The organism is Stutzerimonas frequens, assembly GCF_024448335.1.
GTDB lineage: Bacteria > Pseudomonadota > Gammaproteobacteria > Pseudomonadales > Pseudomonadaceae > Stutzerimonas > Stutzerimonas frequens.
On sequence record NZ_JAMOHM010000004.1, the window covers coordinates 152,667 to 172,006 of the forward strand.

Annotated in this window: 17 protein-coding genes and 1 pseudogene; 12 read left to right on the forward strand and 6 right to left on the reverse strand. The window is 56.1% G+C overall.

Features of this window, described 5'->3' with window-relative positions; genetic code table 11:
* Window positions 1-6: 6 nt before the first annotated feature.
* Window positions 7-498 (forward strand): phosphatidylglycerophosphatase A family protein, encoded by a 492-nt coding sequence (locus NAO55_RS07595; RefSeq protein ID WP_011914444.1) that lies wholly within the window; start codon window positions 7-9, stop codon window positions 496-498.
* Between the two features lie 224 nt (window positions 499-722).
* Window positions 723-2,600 (forward strand): pyruvate kinase, encoded by a 1,878-nt coding sequence (locus NAO55_RS07600; protein ID WP_011914445.1) that lies wholly within the window; start codon window positions 723-725, stop codon window positions 2,598-2,600.
* 597 nt (window positions 2,601-3,197) lie between these two features.
* Here NAO55_RS07600 and NAO55_RS07605 read toward each other — a convergent pair.
* Entirely contained in the window at window positions 3,198-4,112 is a 915-nt protein-coding gene (locus NAO55_RS07605; protein WP_102838570.1) for a LysR family transcriptional regulator, read from the reverse strand.
* Between the two features lie 478 nt (window positions 4,113-4,590).
* Here NAO55_RS07605 and ttdA point away from each other — a divergent pair, with 478 nt between their 5' ends.
* The 7 genes from ttdA (at window position 4,591) to NAO55_RS07640 (ending at window position 12,686) form a co-directional block, all read left to right on the forward strand.
* Complete coding sequence (ttdA, locus tag NAO55_RS07610; RefSeq protein WP_014852411.1) at window positions 4,591-5,490, forward strand: L(+)-tartrate dehydratase subunit alpha; 900 nt, start codon at window positions 4,591-4,593, stop codon at window positions 5,488-5,490.
* The gene (gene ttdB / locus NAO55_RS07615; RefSeq protein WP_084899591.1) at window positions 5,487-6,095 is read left to right on the forward strand and encodes a L(+)-tartrate dehydratase subunit beta; all 609 of its coding nucleotides are present in this window, start codon (window positions 5,487-5,489) and stop codon (window positions 6,093-6,095) included. Before ttdA ends, ttdB begins: the two co-directional genes overlap by 4 nt.
* 183 nt (window positions 6,096-6,278) lie before the next feature.
* Window positions 6,279-7,145 (forward strand): isocitrate lyase/PEP mutase family protein, encoded by an 867-nt coding sequence (locus NAO55_RS07620; protein ID WP_102838571.1) that lies wholly within the window; start codon window positions 6,279-6,281, stop codon window positions 7,143-7,145.
* Window positions 7,146-7,506: 361 nt separating this feature from the next.
* A complete protein-coding gene (locus NAO55_RS07625; protein ID WP_102838572.1) occupies window positions 7,507-8,565 on the forward strand; it encodes a tartrate dehydrogenase in 1,059 nt (352 codons plus the stop codon).
* 143 nt (window positions 8,566-8,708) lie between these two features.
* Complete coding sequence (locus NAO55_RS07630; RefSeq protein ID WP_102838573.1) at window positions 8,709-9,980, forward strand: SLC13 family permease; 1,272 nt, start codon at window positions 8,709-8,711, stop codon at window positions 9,978-9,980.
* Window positions 9,981-10,061: 81 nt separating this feature from the next.
* Window positions 10,062-11,207, forward strand: a complete 1,146-nt coding sequence (locus NAO55_RS07635; RefSeq protein ID WP_102838574.1) for a glycerate kinase — start codon at window positions 10,062-10,064, stop codon at window positions 11,205-11,207.
* Window positions 11,208-11,441: 234 nt separating this feature from the next.
* Complete coding sequence (locus NAO55_RS07640; RefSeq protein ID WP_079328581.1) at window positions 11,442-12,686, forward strand: helicase/relaxase domain-containing protein; 1,245 nt, start codon at window positions 11,442-11,444, stop codon at window positions 12,684-12,686.
* A gap of 40 nt (window positions 12,687-12,726) precedes the next feature.
* On the opposite strand, the gene NAO55_RS07645 is transcribed toward NAO55_RS07640, so the two are convergent.
* A complete protein-coding gene (locus tag NAO55_RS07645; RefSeq protein WP_020307701.1) occupies window positions 12,727-13,590 on the reverse strand; it encodes a DUF6685 family protein in 864 nt (287 codons plus the stop codon).
* A 243-nt stretch (window positions 13,591-13,833) separates the two neighbouring features.
* Here NAO55_RS07645 and NAO55_RS07650 point away from each other — a divergent pair, with 243 nt between their 5' ends.
* Together NAO55_RS07650 and NAO55_RS07655 are read left to right on the forward strand one after the other, a co-directional pair.
* Window positions 13,834-14,490 carry an SOS response-associated peptidase family protein gene (locus NAO55_RS07650; protein WP_102838575.1) on the forward strand — a complete coding sequence of 219 codons (657 nt, stop codon included), beginning with the start codon at window positions 13,834-13,836 and terminating at the stop codon, window positions 14,488-14,490.
* Between the two features lie 55 nt (window positions 14,491-14,545).
* Window positions 14,546-15,178, forward strand: coding sequence for an HAD family hydrolase (locus NAO55_RS07655; RefSeq protein ID WP_011914453.1), 633 nt, complete (start codon window positions 14,546-14,548; stop codon window positions 15,176-15,178).
* A gap of 86 nt (window positions 15,179-15,264) precedes the next feature.
* Here NAO55_RS07655 and NAO55_RS07660 read toward each other — a convergent pair whose 3' ends face one another.
* Entirely contained in the window at window positions 15,265-16,155 is an 891-nt protein-coding gene (locus tag NAO55_RS07660) for a cation efflux transmembrane domain-containing protein (protein WP_011914454.1), read from the reverse strand.
* A 92-nt stretch (window positions 16,156-16,247) separates the two neighbouring features.
* Between NAO55_RS07660 and cadR the strand changes: the two are divergent.
* A pseudogene (gene cadR, locus NAO55_RS07665) lies at window positions 16,248-16,634 on the forward strand (Cd(II)/Pb(II)-responsive transcriptional regulator); the annotation flags it as partial.
* Between the two features lie 42 nt (window positions 16,635-16,676).
* Here the strand turns inward: cadR and NAO55_RS07670 are convergent.
* The 3 genes from NAO55_RS07670 to NAO55_RS07680 form a co-directional block, all read right to left on the reverse strand.
* Window positions 16,677-16,994: a co-regulatory protein PtrA N-terminal domain-containing protein gene (locus NAO55_RS07670; protein ID WP_019405735.1), complete on the reverse strand. Its 318-nt coding sequence runs from the start codon at window positions 16,992-16,994 to the stop codon at window positions 16,677-16,679.
* A gap of 240 nt (window positions 16,995-17,234) precedes the next feature.
* Window positions 17,235-18,608: a heavy metal sensor histidine kinase gene (locus NAO55_RS07675; protein WP_014597623.1), complete on the reverse strand. Its 1,374-nt coding sequence runs from the start codon at window positions 18,606-18,608 to the stop codon at window positions 17,235-17,237.
* A complete protein-coding gene (locus NAO55_RS07680) occupies window positions 18,605-19,279 on the reverse strand; it encodes a heavy metal response regulator transcription factor (RefSeq protein WP_013982153.1) in 675 nt (224 codons plus the stop codon). Before NAO55_RS07680 ends, NAO55_RS07675 begins: the two co-directional genes overlap by 4 nt.
* Between the last annotated feature and the right edge of the window lie 61 nt (window positions 19,280-19,340).

Below are 19,340 nucleotides of genomic sequence, written 5' to 3' on the forward strand. Positions count from 1 at the left end.
TGCCAAATGGTCACCCTAGAGGTTCGACAATTGATCTTTGAGCAAGTCGTTTTATTGATTGCCACTGGTTTCGGGCTGGGGTCTTTACCCTGGGTGCCTGGAACCTTCGGATCACTGCTGGGGATACCACTGGCGTGGTGGCTCTGGGGGCAGGCGCTGACAAGGCAACTGCTGGTCATCACCGCGCTGCTGGCGGTCGGCGTTCCGCTGTGTCACTGGGCCTCGCGTTGGCTTGGAGGCGGTGATGCCGCGCAGATCGTTGCCGACGAGTACTTCGCCTTTCCACTGGTTTTTTTGGGAGTGGCCACAACCCATCGATGGTGGCTACTAGGTGCGGGATTCGCACTGTATAGGCTTTTCGATATCACCAAACCGCCCCCCATTGATTTCGTCGAAACCATTGGTGGTGGCTTGGGTATCGTTTTTGATGACGTGCTGGCCGCGCTATTGGCTTGGCTCGTTCTGCGTGGGACACAAGCAGTTTGGAGACGCCCGTAGCTCCAGCTCAAAGTCACCCCTACCGACAGTGATTCTAGGCCCAGTCACTCCGCTGCTGTCTGAAACGTTGCATAGGCCAAGATGCTCTCGGCTACAGGTCGACACCTCGTGTGCTGCTTTCTAGGACGACCCACTGGTCGGCTGTCATGAAACAGGTCCAACCTGCATCAGGTCAGTGTATACCGGTAGCGGCCGGTCGGGCCGCAGGCTCTCTGGAGATTTCGATGTCGAAAAAGGCACTGACCCCGCCCTCTGCGGCCTTGCATTTCAATCCATTACGCGTGCAACTCGAACGGCTACGTAACGAGATGACGAGCGACGCCTGCCTGGCATCGCTGAAAAATATCCAGGTTCATGAGTGCTACAGGCAAAGCGCCGAGAACCTGCTGCAGTACCTATGTCTTCGTCGCCATGACCTGCGCGAGTTACAAGCGCAGCTTGCCGAGATCGGTTTGTCGTCCTTGGGCCGCGCCGAGGCGGCAATACTCGCAGCTGTGACATCGGTGATGGGCGTGTTGCAGCGGCTCGAAGAGCCGAATACCCAAGAGCCCAAGGCCCCTGAGCGTGGTCTCCACGAGGGTGAGCGTCTATTGGCGGCTCACGCCGACGCGCTGTTTGGAAAGGCCCGTGGCACGCGCTCGATTCGAATCATGGTCACCCTCCCCTCTGAAGCGGCGCACAACCGCGACCTCATCGAAGCGTTGATCAAGGAAGGCATGGATTGCGCGCGCATCAACTGCGCACACGATGACCCAGACAGCTGGCGTGCGATGATCGAGCATGTTCGTGCAGCGGAGAAAGCGCTTGGGCGCGAATGCAAGGTAGCGCTCGATCTCGCTGGGCCCAAGTTACGCACAGGCCCTATCGCAACGGCGCCAGGTGTAAAAAAGGTACGGCCCACGCGTGATTGCTATGGGCAAGTCATCAGCCCCGCCCACGTTCGTATTACCTGGGCGACGGCAGCCATAAACGAGTCCGATACCGACCCATGCTTGATGGTTACAAGCGATAAAGCGCTGGCAGTCCGTGCTGGCGATACGCTTAGGTTACGCGATGCGCGCGGCTCGAAACGAAAGATGAAGGTCATCGCGTCTGATGAGGAGGGGTGCCTGGCGGAGCTGAAGAAAACGGCCTACTTCACAGACGGCAGGCAGATCAAACAGCGTCGGGCAGGCAAGACACTGGGACGAATGCGCGTTACTGGCTTGCCGCCGCGCGAGCAGCATTTGACCCTGCGGGTTGGCGACCTGTTGGCGCTGACCGCTGACGACCAACCTATCGATCCACCGAGCAACGACAATGCCGAGACCGCAAGGATAGGCTGCACACTACCGCACGTATTGGCGGCGGTCGCAGCGGGCGACCCTGTTTGGTTCGACGATGGCAAAATTGGGGCGCGGGTGGAGAAAGCGTCTGCCGATGCGCTGATCTTGCGCATTACCCAAATCGCACATGCAAGCGGCCGCGCCAAGCTGGCAAGTGACAAGGGCATCAACTTCCCAGACAACGCCCTCCCAGTCCGAGCACCGACCGAGGACGATATTGAAACACTGGCGTTTGCGGCGAAACACGCCGATATCGTTCAGATGTCGTTCGCAAACAGCGCCGAAGACGTGATTGAATTGATTGATCATTTGGAACGACTGGACGCGACGCACCTTGGAGTAGTGTTGAAAATCGAGACCCGTGCCGGATTCGAAAACCTGCCCAAGATGCTGCTCGCCGGCATGCGATTGCCACGATTTGGCGTCATGATCGCCCGGGGCGACCTGGCCGTAGAGACCGGTTTCGAACGTTTGGCCGAAATTCAGGAAGAGATGCTGTGCCTGTGTGAGGCAGCCCATGTACCAGTGATATGGGCAACCCAGGTTCTTGAAAGCCTGGCTAAGAAGGGAGCGCCGGCGCGCTCAGAAATTACCGATGCAGCCATGAGCGTTCGTGCTGAGTGCGTAATGCTCAACAAGGGGCCATACATTCTTAAGGCGGTGACAACCCTCAATGACGTGCTGCGCCGCATGCGGGAGCATCGCGCGAAGAAACGGGACTTACTTCGCTCGTTGCAAGTGGCTGGGCGGCAGGATGCAACCGGGGCGCTAAGCTGAAGGCTGCTGAAGGAAGGTGTCGCGGTCACTGGCAATGGTGTTCAGCAGTGCTTTTCTTCGAGTTATCACCCGTCTGCCACTCGTATCTGCAGGCCCCATCCCACCCATATGGACGGGATTTGACAGCACTTGGCTCGCCGATACTCGACAGCAACCTGCGGGCTCGTCCGGCTTTTTGGTTACGCCGCATGCGCGACCGGACCCGGTTCTCCCACCTGCGTTTTGGACTTCGCAGAGCGTGGAGACGCATCGAGCAAAAGTTGGAAGAGCGGCGTTCGAGGGTAGCCGACTGAGAGGTATGAGCGTGGCTGTGGAAGGAGCACCAGCCGGGCGAGCCGATTGACGCTGGCTTGCTTCGCTTCGAGCGTGCGGGCCCCGTCGCGACCCAGGAGACACTTATCTTTGACGCACTAAACCACAGCGCATCGCGACACTCGCTGGTTGTCGCCCCCCTGCTTTGTAGGCGCCCCCAAATCTCAAAGTAAAACCTTGTTGAATGTCCGGTTCTGGCCGGGAAGCTGCCTGTCGTCATTGGCTGCAATCGGCCAAAACCGGTCACCGATGTTAGGTTAGCCAGGCGCGCCCGAGGCTGGCTTCTTAAACTGAAGCATAAAAGCCATCGCTGTTGAGGCTGAAGAACTCGCGCAGATGCTCAATGAAGAAAGACACCTTCGCAGACAGGTTTAGGCGCTCAAGGTAAACGGCGTAAATATCTGCAGGCGGTGTTTCGTAGTCTGTCAGCACCTCCACCAAGCGGCCGTTGCTCAAGTAGTTGGCGAGGTTCCATTCGGCGCGCATCAGAATACCGTGTCCCTCCAACGCCCAGTTCAAGGCCACTTCCCCATCGTTTGTGCTGAGGTTGCCTCGAACCTTTATCGCTTCGCTCTGTTTCCCCCGACTGAGTCGCCACACGCCAAAAGCTGAATCATTCTGGCGCAGCACGATGCAGTTGTGCTGCATCAGATCTTTTGGGGTTAGAGGGCGACCATGGGTAGCTAGGTAAGACGGAGCAGCACACAGCTTGCGCCGGTTCGCCGCAATCTTTCGTGCGATTAGCCGGGAGTCAGGCAAGTCACCGAAGCGAATAGCGACGTCGATGGCGTCGTCCGGCAAGTTAATTGGCCGATCGCTCAAGTGGAGTTGCACCTCAACCTCCGGATAGCGCCGGACAAACGAAGAAATGGCTGGGCAGACATGCGTGCGCCCGAAACCTAGAGGTGCATTAACGCGCAGAAGGCCCTTGGGAAGGGCACGGCTGCTGGACACTTGGCGCTCCATTTCCTCGATCTCTCGAAGGATGCGCTGAGCGCTGTCCAGATACAGCTCGCCTTCAGCTGTGAGGCTAATGCTACGCGTGGTGCGATTCAGCAGCCGGACACCGAGGCGCTGCTCCAACTGTGCCAGTCGCTTTGATACCGCCGGGGGCGTCAGATTGAGCTCGCGCGCGGTTGCCGCAAGGCTGCCCAAACGGACGAGCTGTGAAAAGAAGGCGAGCTCGGATACAGGGTTCATAGTTAACTCTAAAGAAACAATGAAGTTAATTTCATTGTATTACACGCCTCAAAGAAAACCATTACTTTGTCCCCCACGCACCAGTGCTCAGCTCAATCGTTCTGCGAGCGAGGTGGGTCTCGACGTGCAGCAGGCAGTTATCGGTGCTGCCCCATTCTTGCTCAAAACAATAATTTTGGAGGAAGAGCATGGCCAGACGACTTCATGCAAATCATGCGTCCGCAGTTTCTGTGCGCGGACCGCAGATATGGAGCTTGTACGCCTTGTGAGGCCAGCCTCAACCGCGCTCCGGTGAGCTCGCCGAGCTTGCCTACTCCGAGCACGCGTTCATGGCTACGGCAAGAAGTCACACCGCGCCCCGTGCGGCGCACCACCCAGCCTTCGTGTCTAGTCCAGGCAATTCGCTTCGGATTTGTTTTGCCTAGCTACGCAACGATGCAAGCCCATTAGCCTTTGATGCAGATGAGGAAAACAAAAAATGGATAACGAATTAGCTGTCCAGTCGCTGACTGACGTGATGGCAAAGTTTACCGCTTACATTGGTAAGCGGCTGCCGACTGACGTTAAAGAAAAGACTGCCAAATTGCGTTCAGCGGAGACCAATTCGCTGGCCATCGAAATCTACGACTCGATGGCCGAGAACCAAGACTATGCGGACAAGCTAGACCGTCCCAGCTGTCAGGATACCGGGGTAATCCAATACTTCATCTCTGCCGGTGCGAAGTTCCCACTCCTTGGCGAGCTGGAGGACATCCTTCAGAACGCTACCCTGGAGGCGACGAAGAAAGGGCCGCTGCGTCACAACGCCGTAGAGACTTTCGACGAGAAGAACACCGGCACGAATACCGGCTCGAAGATTCCATGGCTGGATTGGGAAATCATCCCCGACGCCGATTACGCGCTGATTGACGTGTATATGGCAGGTGGCGGTTGCACTCTTCCAGGTTCAGCCAAGGTATTGATGCCCGGTCAGGGCTATGAGGGCGTGACCGAGTTTGTATTCGATGTAATTACCTCTCGCGGTATCAATGCTTGTCCTCCGCTGCTAGTGGGAGTCGGGGTGTCCACCTCGGTAGAGACAGCGGCTCGCCTGTCCAAGCGCGCAATTCTGCGCCCGGTTGATTCCAGCCACCCGAATGAAAATGCCGCAATGATGGAGAAGCTCCTTGAGGAAGGCCTCAATGAGATCGGCATTGGCCCGCAGGGGCTGAGTGGTAACAGCAGCGTGATGGGCGTCAACATCGAGTCCTCTGCGCGTCACCCCTCCACAATTGGCGTCGCTGTCTCAACCGGGTGCTGGGCGCATCGGCGCGGCAAGATCCGCATTAATGCCGACCTGTCTTACGACATCCTTTCTCATGAAGGAGTAGTTCTGTGAAAAAGATTCTTTCCACTCCGATCAAGGATGAAGACCTGGCGGCGCTCAACGTTGGCGACATCGTTTACCTGACAGGCCAGCTGGTAACTTGCCGCGATGTGGCGCATCGGCGACTGATCGAGCTCAAGCGCGAGCTGCCAGTCGATCTGCGTGGCGGAGCGATCTTTCACGCCGGGCCGATTGTGCGTAAGAAGGACGATGGCAGTTTTGAAATGGTATCCATCGGCCCTACCACCAGTATGCGCATGGAGAAGTTCGAGAAGGCCTTCATCGAACAGACCGGAGTCAAGCTGATTATTGGCAAAGGGGGTATGGGCCCGGAAACCACAACTGGTTGCCTGGAGAACAAGGCGGTTCATGCGGTTTTCCCTGGCGGCTGCGCGGTGCTAGCAGCAACCAAGGTGGAAGAGATTGAGCGTGCCGAATGGCAGGATCTCGGCATGCCAGAAACCCTGTGGGTAAATCGCGTGCGGGAGTTCGGCCCGCTGATCATCTCTATCGACACCAAGGGCAACAACCTGTTTGAACAGAACAAGGTGCGCTTCAACGAGCGCAAGAGTTCGGTGATCGAGAAGATCAACAGCCAGGTTCGATTCATCAAGTAAACCACCCTGGCAGGGGCTTTCACGGCTGTCAGGCCGTGAAACCCCTGGCGCCAGACCGCCGAACAGCGAATTTCATCTTCACTTATTCGTGGCATAGCCGACGGCGAACCGTTCCGGCTGCCCACACCCTTGGGCACAAGTCCTGAGGACAGTTGCCCAGCATTCGATCTGGGAAATATGACCATGAGCACCTCCAGTCACCACGAGCTGCGCAATGCGTTTCGCACGCTGCTTGCTACTCCAACATGTCATCACACTGCCTCGGTGTTCGATCCATTGTCGGCGCGTATCGCCGCTGATCTTGGTTTCGAGGTGGGAATTCTCGGTGGCTCGGTCGCGTCCCTTCAGGTTCTAGGCGCGCCTGACATCGCACTGATCAGCCTAAGCGAGTTCGCAGAGCAGGCGACGCGCATCGGCCGAGTCACACGCCTTCCAGTAATTGCCGATGCTGACCATGGCTACGGCAACGCCCTCAACACCATGCGCACGGTTGCAGAACTGGAGCGTGCGGGCGTGTCGGCGCTGACAATCGAAGACACGCTGCTACCTGCCCACTTCGGCCGCAAATCGTATGATCTGATTAGCGTTGAGGAAGGCATCGGCAAGTTGCGCGCAGCCCTGGCTGCGCGTGTGGATAGTGCTCTTGCGATAATCGGACGCACGAATGCCAATGCCCAGACGCAGGAAGAGGTAATTCATCGAACTCGCGCTTATCAAGACGCTGGCGTTGACGCCATATGCTTGGTGGGCGTGAAGGATTTCGATCAACTCGAAATGATCTCCGATGGCTTGCGTATACCTTTGATGCTGGTCACCTATGGCAATCCGGATCTACGAGACGACCGGCGCTTGGCCGAGCTAGGTGTACGTATCATCGTAAATGGCCACGCTGCATTTTTCTCGGCAGTAAAGGCGACCTATGACAGCCTTCGCGAACAACGCGGCATTGCTGTCGACAGCAACCTCACCGCTTCGCAGTTGGTGGCTCGATACACCAACCCAGATAACTACGTGACCTGGGCGCGCGAGTACCTCAACCTCAACGAATAGACTTGTGCCGGCATATACGGCCTTTGCATGCCGCGCAGTTGATCCACCAGCGCCGCACCTCGTGCGGCGCATCGTCGCCCATCTTTCAGCAAAGCCCCCGGTACAGGCCGTCTCGGTCATTGTTCTCCTGACGCTGGTTCTGCTCATCGCTGGATTCCAGCTGACTTTCCCTGCTCAACGGCATCGCCGCGCTGCTAGCCAATCCAGCGGCTGGATTCCGTCATTGCTCGCCAGATATTGATAACCTGGATTCACTAAAGTTGTGATTTTAAGGCGATCAATCTGTTTGTTTTCACTGCTTATACTCGGCTCGTCGCAGCATCGCGGTCATCCTCCTACATAAAAACAAGTGGAGCGCAGCATGAAGACCTACAACATCGCGGCCATCCCTGGCGATGGCATCGGCACCGAAGTAATTGCCGCAGGTTTGGAAATCCTCGAAAGCTTGGCCCAGCGCTTGGGCGGCTTCAGTTTTAATGTCACGCACTACCCTTGGGACTCCGAGTTCTATATCGAGCATGGCCACTACATCCCTGAAGGTGGGCTGGCCGAAATCCGGAAGGCTGATGCGATCTTCTTCGGCGCCGTCGGTAGCCTAAAGGTTGCTGATCATGTTTCGCTTTGGGGGCTCCGCCTGCCCATCTGCCAAGGCTTCGATCAGTACGCCAATGTGCGTCCGGCGCGCGTGCTACCGGGTGTAAAGAGCCCGCTTAGCAATGGCCAAGCTATTGATTGGGTTATCGTGCGGGAGAACTCGGAGGGCGAGTACTCCGGCAGTGGCGGCCGGGTTCACCAGGGCCTGCCAATAGAGGTTGCCACTGAGGTTTCCACCTTCACCCGCATAGGGGTAGAGCGCATCCATCGCTTTGCCTTTGAACTTGCGCGCAGTCGTCCTGCAAAGCATTTGACTCTCGTAACCAAGTCGAACGCCCAGCGCCACGGAATGGTGCTCTGGGACGAAGTATTCGCTGAAGTGGCGAAGGACTATCCGGATGTGCGTACCAACCGCGAACTAGTGGATGCGGTTACTACCACAATGGTACTGAAGCCTGAAAAGCTTGACGTCATCGTGGCGACAAACCTTCATGCCGATATCCTCTCGGATCTGGCCGCAGCCCTTTCTGGCAGCCTGGGGATAGCGCCGACGGCCAACCTCAATCCCGACCGAACCTTCCCGTCAATGTTCGAGCCCATTCACGGCTCTGCGTTCGATATCACTGGAAAGGGCATTGCCAACCCCATCGCGACTTTTTGGACTGCGGTGATGATGCTTGAGCATCTGGGTGAGAAGAAAGCCGGTGAGCACCTGATGCGAGCAATTGAGGAGGTCACGGCCAGTGGCTTGCATACCCCCGATCTGGGTGGAACCGCCACGACTCGACAGGTGACCGATGCTGTTCTGGCGGCACTTGCACGCTAGAAACCGAGCTTCGAAGCGTCGCGACCTCTTCCGCGCGCGTTAGTTTTCCGAAGTCACTCGCTGCTCTGCCTGGCGCTCAGATGCGCCAGGCATCCATTACAAAAATAACCATATGGAGCCTCCTGAACCAAGGAGGGAACCGAATGAGCCCTATCGAAATAACCCTGGCCCTACTGCTTTTCGCAACCATCATGTTCGTCTGGGAGCGGATACCGCTGGCGTTAACCGCCATCATTGTCTGCTTGGCGCTGGTGTTGACTGGCGTGCTTGATGCGAAATCAGCGTTCAACGGCTTCATCAACACTAATGTGATTCTATTCGTCGGCATGTTTATCGTCGGCGGCGCTTTGTTCGAAACCGGAATGGCGAACCGTATCGGAGGATTGGTCACACGTTTTGCCAAGACCGAGCGGCAGCTGATCGTTGCAATCATGGTCATTGTCGGCTTGCTCTCAGGAGTCCTCTCCAATACTGGCACGGCAGCCATACTGATCCCGGTTGTAATCGGCATCGCCGCAAAGTCCGGGTTTTCGCGCTCGCGGCTGTTGATGCCTCTAGTGTTCGCAGCGGCGATGGGGGGAAACCTCTCGCTGATCGGCGCACCAGGAAACCTGATTGCACAGAGCGCCTTGCAGAATGTTGGTCTCGAGTTCAGCTTCTTCGAGTACGCGAAGATTGGTTTGCCGCTCTTGGCTGGCGGCATCATTTACTTCGCCTTCTTTGGCCACCGCCTGTTACCGGCGGGATCATCAAAAGCAATCGCTGGCGAAACTGAAGTCACCCGGGATTTCAGCTCCGTACCTAAGTGGAAGCAGGTCATCTCACTCATGGTGATGGTTGCGACGATTCTCGGCATGGTATTCGAGAGCGCCATTGGCATACCGCTGCATATCACTGCCTGCGTTGGCGCGGCGTTTCTGGTTCTAGTAGGTGTTTTGACCGAAAAGCAAGCCTACCGGGCAATCGACACTCAGACGATCTTCATCTTCGGCGGCACCTTGGCCTTGGCAAGCGCACTAGAACAGACCGGTGCAGGGGCGACAGTGGCGTCGAACATCATGGCACTGCTCGGATCAGAACCCTCGCCAGTCCTGTTGCTCGTGGTGATCTTCTTCATCTCATGCGCACTTACCAACTTCATGTCCAACACGGCTACCACCGCACTGTTGGTGCCAATCGGTATGTCGATCGCTGCCAATCTCGGTGCTGACCCACGAGCTGTGCTGATGGCCATCGTGATTGGCGGTTCGTGCGCATACGCGACCCCGATTGGCATGCCTGCGAACCTAATGGTGCTGTCTGCCGGCGGTTACAAGTTCGCTGACTATATGAAGTGCGGCCTGCCACTGATCCTCGTAGCCGGAGTCATCGCAATTCCTTTGTTGCTGGTGTTCTTCCCATTCTTCCCGTCGTAAGCCTCGTTTGGCCACGCTCGTATTGACCAAGCGTCACTTGGAAGCCTAGGCAGCAAGGATGCTCGCTGATCGGAGATTGATATGAAAATCGTCATTGCCCCCGACTCGTTCAAAGATAGCCTGAGTGCAGCAGAGGTCGCTGATGTGATTCAGGCTGGCTTAGAGGAAGTGTTTCCCGAGGCCGAGCTGGTCAAGTGTCCGATGGCAGACGGCGGTGAAGGTACGCTGGATGCAATTCTGGCTTCTGTCGATGGTGAGCGGTGCAACAGCCTAGTCACTGGGCCGCTGGGCGATATAGTTGACGCAAGCTGGGCCTGGCTTCCGCAATCGCGCACCGCGATCATCGAAATGGCGGAGGCCAGCGGCCTTCAACTAGTCCCTGTCGCACAGCGAAATGCTTGCCTGAGCTCGAGTCGCGGCACCGGTGAGTTAATTCTCGAAGCCTTAGATATGGGTGCGCGATGTATTGTGCTTACCTTGGGCGGCAGTGCTACCAACGATGCCGGCACCGGCATGCTGGAGGCGCTTGGTGTACGTTTTCGGGATTCAGACCAGTCGCCATTGCCGCCTGGCGGGCAAGCATTGGCAAGACTGGAAAGAATCGACGTCAGCAACATGGATCCCCGCCTCGTTGAGGTGGATTTCGAAGTGATGGTCGACGTTGACAACCCGCTATGCGGCCCCACCGGAGCTTCGCATACTTACGGACCGCAGAAAGGCGCCACTCAAACGGAGTTAGCCGCACTGGACGCCGCTCTTGCTCACTTTGCTGATTGTTGCCAAGCGCTGTTCGGTAAGGACGAGCGTAATTATCCGGGCTCCGGCGCAGCAGGCGGTCTCGGCTTCGCGGCGCGCACGTTTCTCCAAGCTAGATTTCGTCCTGGTATCGAGATGGTGGCAGATCTGGTTCAACTAGCACGGCACATTGAGGATGCGGATTTAGTTATCACCGGAGAGGGCTGCTGTGACGCGCAGTCCCTGCGTGGGAAGACGCCCTTTGGGGTGGCGCGGATTGCGCGCCAATATCATGTTCCAGTTTTCGTTCTGGCCGGCACGCTGGGAGAGGGGTACGCCGATCTCTACTCACACGGTATTGATGCCGCTTTTTCAATTGCCTCCGGTCCTATGACCCTCGATGAAGCCTGTCAGCAAGCTCCGGTGCTTTTACAAGCGTTAGCGCGAGACATTGGCAGAGTGTTTCGGTTAACCATAGAACTGCACAAATAAAGCTTACGTTATTCAATGCTCGCTTCTGGCCGATTGCCGCCGGTGACGACTGGCAGCTACCGGGCCAGAGCGGCGTTTCGGTTCACGTGCTTCAGCACGGCGCCGGCTCTTCGAGCAGGCTCGCTGAGCACTCTTAAACCCCGCAGCGCTGCTTCACCAATGAATGCCCTCTCTCTGCCGCTCACGAATCAACGCACACACGAATTCCGCGTATGCGTTCTATGGGTACATTGATTGAATGGTATCGGATGGATCTCATCCAATCCAGAGCTCTGGGGTGCTTTGCTGTACGTACTGGCTGGCCAGTTTGAGCACGCTGGGGTTCTTGGGGACATCGTTGTAAGGTCTGACCAGGCGTCGGTCGCCCATGAGCTTGGCGGCAATCCAGACAGAGCTGTGGCAGCACCGCGTAACACTCTTCAGCGTCAGCTCCTCGATGGGCTGCGCTACCTGGTGAAGAACGAGCTCAAGTTGAATCAGCCAGACGCTTCCGATGGCTGGATCACGGCCGATGCGATCTGGCTGGTCAGCAAGACCGTTTCGGATCGGCTGCGTGCTCACCTCCTCAGCCAAGGGATTGAGGGTGTTCCGGACCGCAACTCCACTCTCTTCAATGTCTTTCAGGATAACGGCCTGATTGTTGCGAATCCTGCTGGCAAAGCTATTTGGGATGCCGAAATCCTGAGCCCTACGGGATGGAAGAACGCATTCACGTTCTTGAGAGTTTCACCTTCACTCATATGGGCAGCTGGCGAAGACCGCCCGGAGCCTTTTGGCGGCTCGGTGCAAGTCCTCAACGAAGAAGCAGCCCCTGCCGCAGCTTCCGAAGCGCAGGAGGAAAAGCCCAGCCTTACTGCCGGGGGCGGCGATGCCGTTGCGGCAGAGCCTCAAGGGGACGAACCCGCAAGTGACCATGGACCGCAACCCGATGAGGTAGATGATACGGACTACCTTCTGGATCTGATGGATATGCGTGACGCGCCGACCAATTCGGTACCCGCCCCGGCGATGCCGGCGGCGTCCGAGGTCGAAGCTCAGTCAGACACTGCCGCGACCGCTACCATCGCTGGCCCGATCGGCGACACGCTAGGTCACCTTTTCATGCACTGGCTAAAAGTGGGTGTAGGAACCCACAAGATCATTATCAATGATGCAAAAGCCAAGGTTCACACCGTCAACGGCACGGCTTTTCTGGTGACTCCTGAAATATTCAGAAGGTATGCCCAAGAGCATCCGACCCTCTTCTCAGCGAGGGCTGGCGAAGGACAGCCATGGCTGCAGGTCCAAAAGTCGTTCGAAAAGCTGAAGCTTCACGTTAAGAAGAGCAACGGACATAACATCTGGACGTGCGAAGTCTTTGGACCTCGTAAAACGAAAACACTGAAGGGTTATATGCTCAAAAAACCCGGCGACGTATTCACAACTGAGATGCTGGATAATCCCAATCTCAAACTTTGTGAGAGTCAGGATGATCACTAGCTATCATTGGATAGTTGCGCTGAGGTCTGGACTACCCTAATTATGGCGGATTGACTTTGTTGATGACCGCTTGTGACTGGGCAGCTAGGCCAGCCAAGTAAGCGCCTAGGTCCTGGAAATTGTTTTCCTTGAGAATCCTCGCAACCATGGCAGAGCGCTTCTCCTTTAGCGGTAAAAAAATTGCGCAACGCTGGTGGTTGTGCGGGCGGGGCAATGTCTTCCAATAATACGTTGCCTTGAAGCGAGCCATAGCTTCGTTGAACCCCAACCAAGCATCAGGCTCATGCGACAACACGAACATGCCGTATTCACGCCTGAGTTCTGTTATAGCCTGCTCACATAACCCGTAGATCTTATAGGTTCCGGTCAGCTCAACCGGCTGTTCAAGCCGCGCCGCGATGTACTTGGCAGCTGCGAAGTGATGCGAACCGCCGGAGTTCATCAGAAAGACGCGTCCGTCCCAAGCCCAAGTGGCGAAATAATCGTGATCGACGTGGCTGATGATCCGAATTTCATCCCAGGCCAGATTCTTCGCCAGCTTCGCCGGAGATATCTCGTCGATCATCTCGGGTGAGTTCCTTACCACCATGTCATCCATGGTGGCGAACTCCTTGAGTTCGGATTTCGACGCGGAGAAGCCATCTACCTGTTGGATATCGCACCGCCACCGTTGGATCTGCATCTCGCTGCCAACGCGCAATAGTGGGGCGCATTCGATGCTAGTCGAGCCATACCGACCATAGGTGCGGCAGTGGGTCCATCCATTCAGCTTGTCGCGATATATCCCGCGCTCATAAATAAGAGATCCGAAGTCGTGCCACCTAACAACCGCTCCTGCGCCAATACCTTTTGCTGTTTCCTGGATGGGCGAATTAAGTTTGACTGGGCTCTTAATCAGCTTCATGAGCGTTGCAGGATACCCACAGTCCTCACGCACTGAGTCCCATAGAAATGTTCCTGCTCTGCGCCAGAAAGGGAGGGGCTGATCTATCGACATGCATTCACCATCGTCGGAGGCAGGCGTTCAGTATAAGGATGTACTCAGTAAGCGGGGTGCCGCGAGAGATTGTCCTAATCATAGATCCCACTCGCCAAGGCGTTGCGGGCCGCAACACCGAGCAGCACAGTGACGAATGAGAGGTGTGTTATGTGCAGTCGTTACGAAGCCCCTACCCCAGAGCGTTTCCAAGAAGAGTTTGGTGTCGAGTTCGACGCTCAGGAGAAGCTCGAATTGTGGCCAGGTTATGCCGGGCCGTTCCTGCGCAAGCCTCGCAATGTCGACCCGTACGATGACGCCGTGTTGCCATTTGAAGCTGAGGTGGGAGTGTTTGGGCTCCTGCCCTTCTGGGCCGACAAAAAGCTGGCACGGTCCACCTACAACGCCCGTTCTGAGACGGCCTCGGTCAAGCGGTCATTCAGGGAGGCATGGAAGAAGGCACAGCACTGCATCATCCCTGCGGTGGCGATCTATGAGCCCGACTGGCGAACAGGCAAGGCTATTCCTACTCGAATTTCCCGTGCCGATGGGCGGCTGCTAGGGATAGCGGGCCTATGGGAGGTAGAACGGCAACCTTTTTTGGGTCTGATGAGCGGATTGACCAACTACACCATGGCTGACGAGCTTCGCGTAAAGCAGGCACTCGACATTGCTGTCGCGACCGGTGATCTGCTGGCGGTCGACAAGAACGGCAAAACAAGGCGTCGAAAAGGCACAAGCATCAAGTCGACAGATATCCTGATAGCGCCCCCGCAAAGACCCATCTTCTTCGTGCCACCTCTGAAGAAATCCAGTTCAGAAAACTGAGGGGCGGCATCGCTCTTCGGGTGGTCGGTTCGCCTCCAACGGTAGTGGTACTGGCATGATACAAGCAGTAGTTTTCGATGTGTTTGGCACGCTTCTCCAGATAGATGAGCGTCGCCATCCTTTCCGCCAACTGATGCAGCACCTGCGGCTTCAGGGCAGAACACCAAGGCCGGATGACGCACGGACTCTGATGACTCGAAATCTGGGTTTGGCTGGAGCTGCCGATTATTTCGGTGCGCAGTTGAGCAACTCTGAGTTAGCTAGCCTTGAAAGCGACCTTTTCACCGAGCTGGCCAGCGTTCGCCTTTTCGATGATGCGTTGGAGTCGCTAAATCAGCTAAAGAACGCCGGCCTGAAGCTCGCGTTGTGCTCCAATCTCGCAGCCCCATATGCGATTCCAGCCAAACTGTTACTGCCGTCGTTCGATGTTTACGGATGGAGCTTTGAGGTTGGGGCAATAAAGCCTGAGCCTGCAATCTATCGTCAGATGATCGAACAGCTTGGCTGCGAAGCCTCCGCCATCGCAATGATCGGTGACACGTTGCAAGCCGATATGCTTGGTCCAATTGGGCAAGGCATGCGGGGCTACCACCTACAGCGTGAAGGAAAAGCCGATCAGTGCGGCTTCGTCTCGCTGATGGACTTTGCAGCCCACGTTCTGCAATACCCACCATCCGTTAATGGCTAAAGCTGCGTCGCCAGTTCTAGCTGTCGCCGCTAGACCCGGATGGCTTACAGGCATGACGACACCCTTTTTCTGTAACGGGAGCTCCTTCAGCTCTTGAGCGCCAGAATACGCCGAGCGCCGTTGAGAACGATGAATCCCACAACAGTACCGATAATCAGGTCTGGGTAGTTGGATCCACTCCAAGCGACGAGCGCTCCGGCGACTATGACGCCCACGTTGATGACCACATCATTGGCGGAAAATATCCAGCTCGCTTTCATGTGGGCCCCGCCTTCCCTGTGTTTGGAAATCAGCAGCAAACAACCCATGTTGGCGAGCAATGCCAGGAATGCGACGGCCATCATTATCAGCGACTCGGGCTCGCTGCCGAATACAAAGCGTCTAAATACCTCTACGAGCACGCCGAGAGCCAAAATCAGCTGGAGCACACCAGCAAGGTGTGCAGCACGCACCTGCAGGCTGACGCTACGCCCCACCGCATAAAGGGCTAGGCCGTACACTGCCGCGTCAGCGAACATGTCGAGCGAGTCGGCAATCAGACCCGCGGACCTGGCGACCAGACCAGCAGTCATCTCTACCACGAACATGAAGGCGTTGATGCCTAACAGTAAACGTAGGGAGCGGGACTCCTGTGTAGATTCCGCCGAATTCTCGACGGCTTTAATCATCTCCGGGTCTGCAGTGACGGTTTTCTGAAGTGTGGCGCCTAGCCCTAACGCCGCCAGCTTTGTAGTTATGGGCTCAACGGCCCCGTCATGCATGACGTCTAATCGACGGTCCGATAAATCAAAAGTCAGTTTCCGAATTCCGTCCAAACTATTCAGCGCCAAGCGGATCATTCGCTCTTCTGATGGACAATCCATCTTGGGCACGGCGTAAACACTGACCCATTGCCCCGTCGTATCGGAATGATTTTGCACACCGGCATCGGCGGCTGGTGTCGCATCGCAGCCGCAGGGACCATCGGACTTGCTCATGATACGGCTCCACTTGAAATCGAAGATGGGGTCATTAAAAGCCCTATAGCTACTACAAGGTCAATAATGCAGAGCCGATAAGGATTCACACGATGCGCATTGGTCAATTAGCAAGGCTAATAGGGATTGATACACAGACGATCCGCTTCTATGAGCAGCAGGGCTTGCTGCCACCGCCTGATCGCCAGGCGAACGGCTATCGTGTCTACACCGAGAAGCATGGCGAGCGGCTAGCCTTCATCCGGAGCTGCCGAATCCTGAATCTGTCACTTCCAGAGATTCACGCACTCCAACGCTACCAGGATGACCCTCGCCAGCCTTGTACGGCCGTTAATGCCTTGCTCGATGAACACATTTCTCAAGTCAAGTCGCAGATAACCGCTCTGCAGTCACTCGAACGACAACTCGTATCACTGCGGGCTAATTGCAGTGATGGGCGGGAAGTTGAGGCTTGTGGAATTCTCGCTGGCATTAGCGAGGACGCGTGCATTAAATTAATGGCGTTGGGGCTTACTGGCCTGTTAGCCGTTGTTTATACCAACCGGGGCGCTCAAAAACTCAACCGTATGGATCTTCCCATCAGGGGTCTTAACCTTCATCTCGTACGTTTGAACTTTGCCGTTAGTTCTATAACTCTGAATCATTCCGGTCGTACCGGTCGTCCCTGCAGGTGCTATGCTCAGCACTTTACCTTCTTTAACAAGTATTTTAAGGGTGGGATTTGTTACTGACGCACTCTCAAGGCGCTGCATTGTTAGTTCCCCTCCGTCTTCAGCCATAGCGAGCGAAGAAGCAGCGGCCAGAAAGAACGGCAGGATTACTTTAGCAGGGCGGTTCATTTGTTACCCTCTTGGGTTAGTAGATACCTTTAGATTAAAGGGTTGACCCTTACCAGAAGATGTTCTTCGCATTACAAAGCAGTAATTAACCATCGCTTTCTGCCGATTCGGCTCTGTTTTAAAATCATCGTTTTTGTAGACCATCCCACGCTCGATTAGGCCATGCATGCATTACATGCATGCATTAAATGTATGGCGTTGGTCTGATGGGGAGTGGGTACCAAGCCGTATCACTTTGAATCAGGCGTGCCGAGGAAAGGTGAGTTCGAATGTGGTCCGACCGTCTTTGCTGGCGACGGCCACGTGGCCTTTGTGGAGGTTCATCACTGAACGGACAATAGCTAGCCCCAATCCTGCCCCACGAGGTTGTATGCCGTTAACGCGGTAAAAGCGGTCGAACAGGTGCGGGAGATGATCCGATTCGATAGTCGCGCCATGATTGGTGACAGCCAGCGAGACGATGTCTATGTCCTTCTCAAGTATCTTAATTTCGACCGTGCTGCCAGTATTCGAATGCCGCAACGCGTTGGATAGCAGGTTGGAAATGGCCCGTTGGACCATAAGCCGATTTCCTAGAACTATGGCATCGCCCGTTACCGTCGTTGCGACTCCGGCTTCTTCGGCGAGGACTTCGAGGTATTCACAGACGCGATTCGCCTCACTTCCCAGGGATAGTTGTTCGAGTTTCAGTGCTGGGCTGGCGTGGCTGGCCTGGGCGAGAAACAGCATGTCTGACACGATTCGATCCATGCGTTCGAGCTCTTCGACCGACGATTCGAGCACTTCCCTATATTGCTCCTTGCTTCGCTCACGCACCAATGTCACCTGCGCCTTGCCTATCAGGTTATTTAGGGGAGTCTTCAACTCATGGGCCACATCGTCCGAGAATTGTGACAGTTGCTGAACTCCGTCATCGAGTCGATGAAGCATTACGTTGAGGCTGTGCGCCAATTCCTGAAGCTCTAGTGGAAGCTGATCGCTGCGGATTCGGGGTGACAGATCCTGCGTCGATACCTTTGTCGCCAAGGCCCGAAACTTGCGAAGCGGTCGCAAACCGTTGTTAGCAACTAGCCATCCAGCCAACCCGATCAACATCAGCAGCATCGGCACAGTCACTAAGGCCGAGCGCAGGAATGCAGCCACTAGCAGTTGATCGGCACTGCGATCTTGCGTAAGTAAAAGCGTCATTGGAGCCAGTCCCGGGACCTGTATTTGCTTGCGCCCGGTTAGCATCTGCACGCCGTCTTCCGTGGTCCAGCCTAGGTATTCACCGTCTCTGTTCACAAGATCCATCTGCTGCGGCGCATGGGCGAACCGGCCGATACTAAAAATGGGGGATTTGGCTCTATCGCCGATGACGGTAATCGAAAGGTTGTCATGGCCGAGTACCGTATCGCTCAGTGCGTGTTGCCAGGAGCGGCCCATACGGGCTTTGGTGTCTTCTAGGAGTCCATGATCGATCTGCGAGAGCTTGGCCGTCACTTCCTCCTGGGCGCGCAGTTCCAGTTGGCGCACAAGTACCCAGTAGCTCAGTGCAATCAACAGCGCGACCAAGACGGCGCCGGTCAATGTGATTTGAAGCGCGAGACGCGATGCGAGGCTGAGTGGCTTCAAGGCCGCGCCTCCAGCACGTAGCCGACACCGCGAATGGTGTGTATCAGGCGATCGCCAAAGGGTTCGTCCACCTTCATCCGTAGGCGACGGATTGCAACATCCACCACATTGGTATCGCAGTCGAAGTTGATGTCCCACACCAGGGCGGTTATTTCGGTACGCGTGAGAACCTCGCCAGTCCGGCGCATGAGCAGATGCAGTAGCGCAAATTCTTTGCTGGTGAGATCAATACGCTGACCGCTCCTGTAGGCCCGATGCCGGCCCGGGTCGAGTTCGAGGTCGGCTACACGCAGATTGCTCGGGAGTGCGACCGCCTCGCCTCGCCGCAACAATGTTCGGATACGAGCGAGCAGCTCGGGGAACTGGAACGGCTTGACCATATAGTCGTCGGCGCCCGACTCCAGGCCGCGGACCTTTTGCTCTAAGCGGCCATTGGCCGTCAGCATGATGACGCGTGTCTGCTTACGTCGCCTGATGAGTTCGAGCACCTCCCACCCGTCCATGGTTGGCAGATTCACGTCTAGCAGCACGATGTCATAGTCGTTCTGCAGTGCCAGGTGGAATCCATCGAGCCCATCACTTACGCAATCGACCGTGTAACCACACTCGATGAGACCCTGCTGCAGGTATTCCGCAGCTTTAATCTCGTCTTCTACAACCAGAATGCGCATGTTTTCAGATGACTCAGCAATGAGGTGCGCGGTAAGCGGAACCAAAAAATTATTCATGTAG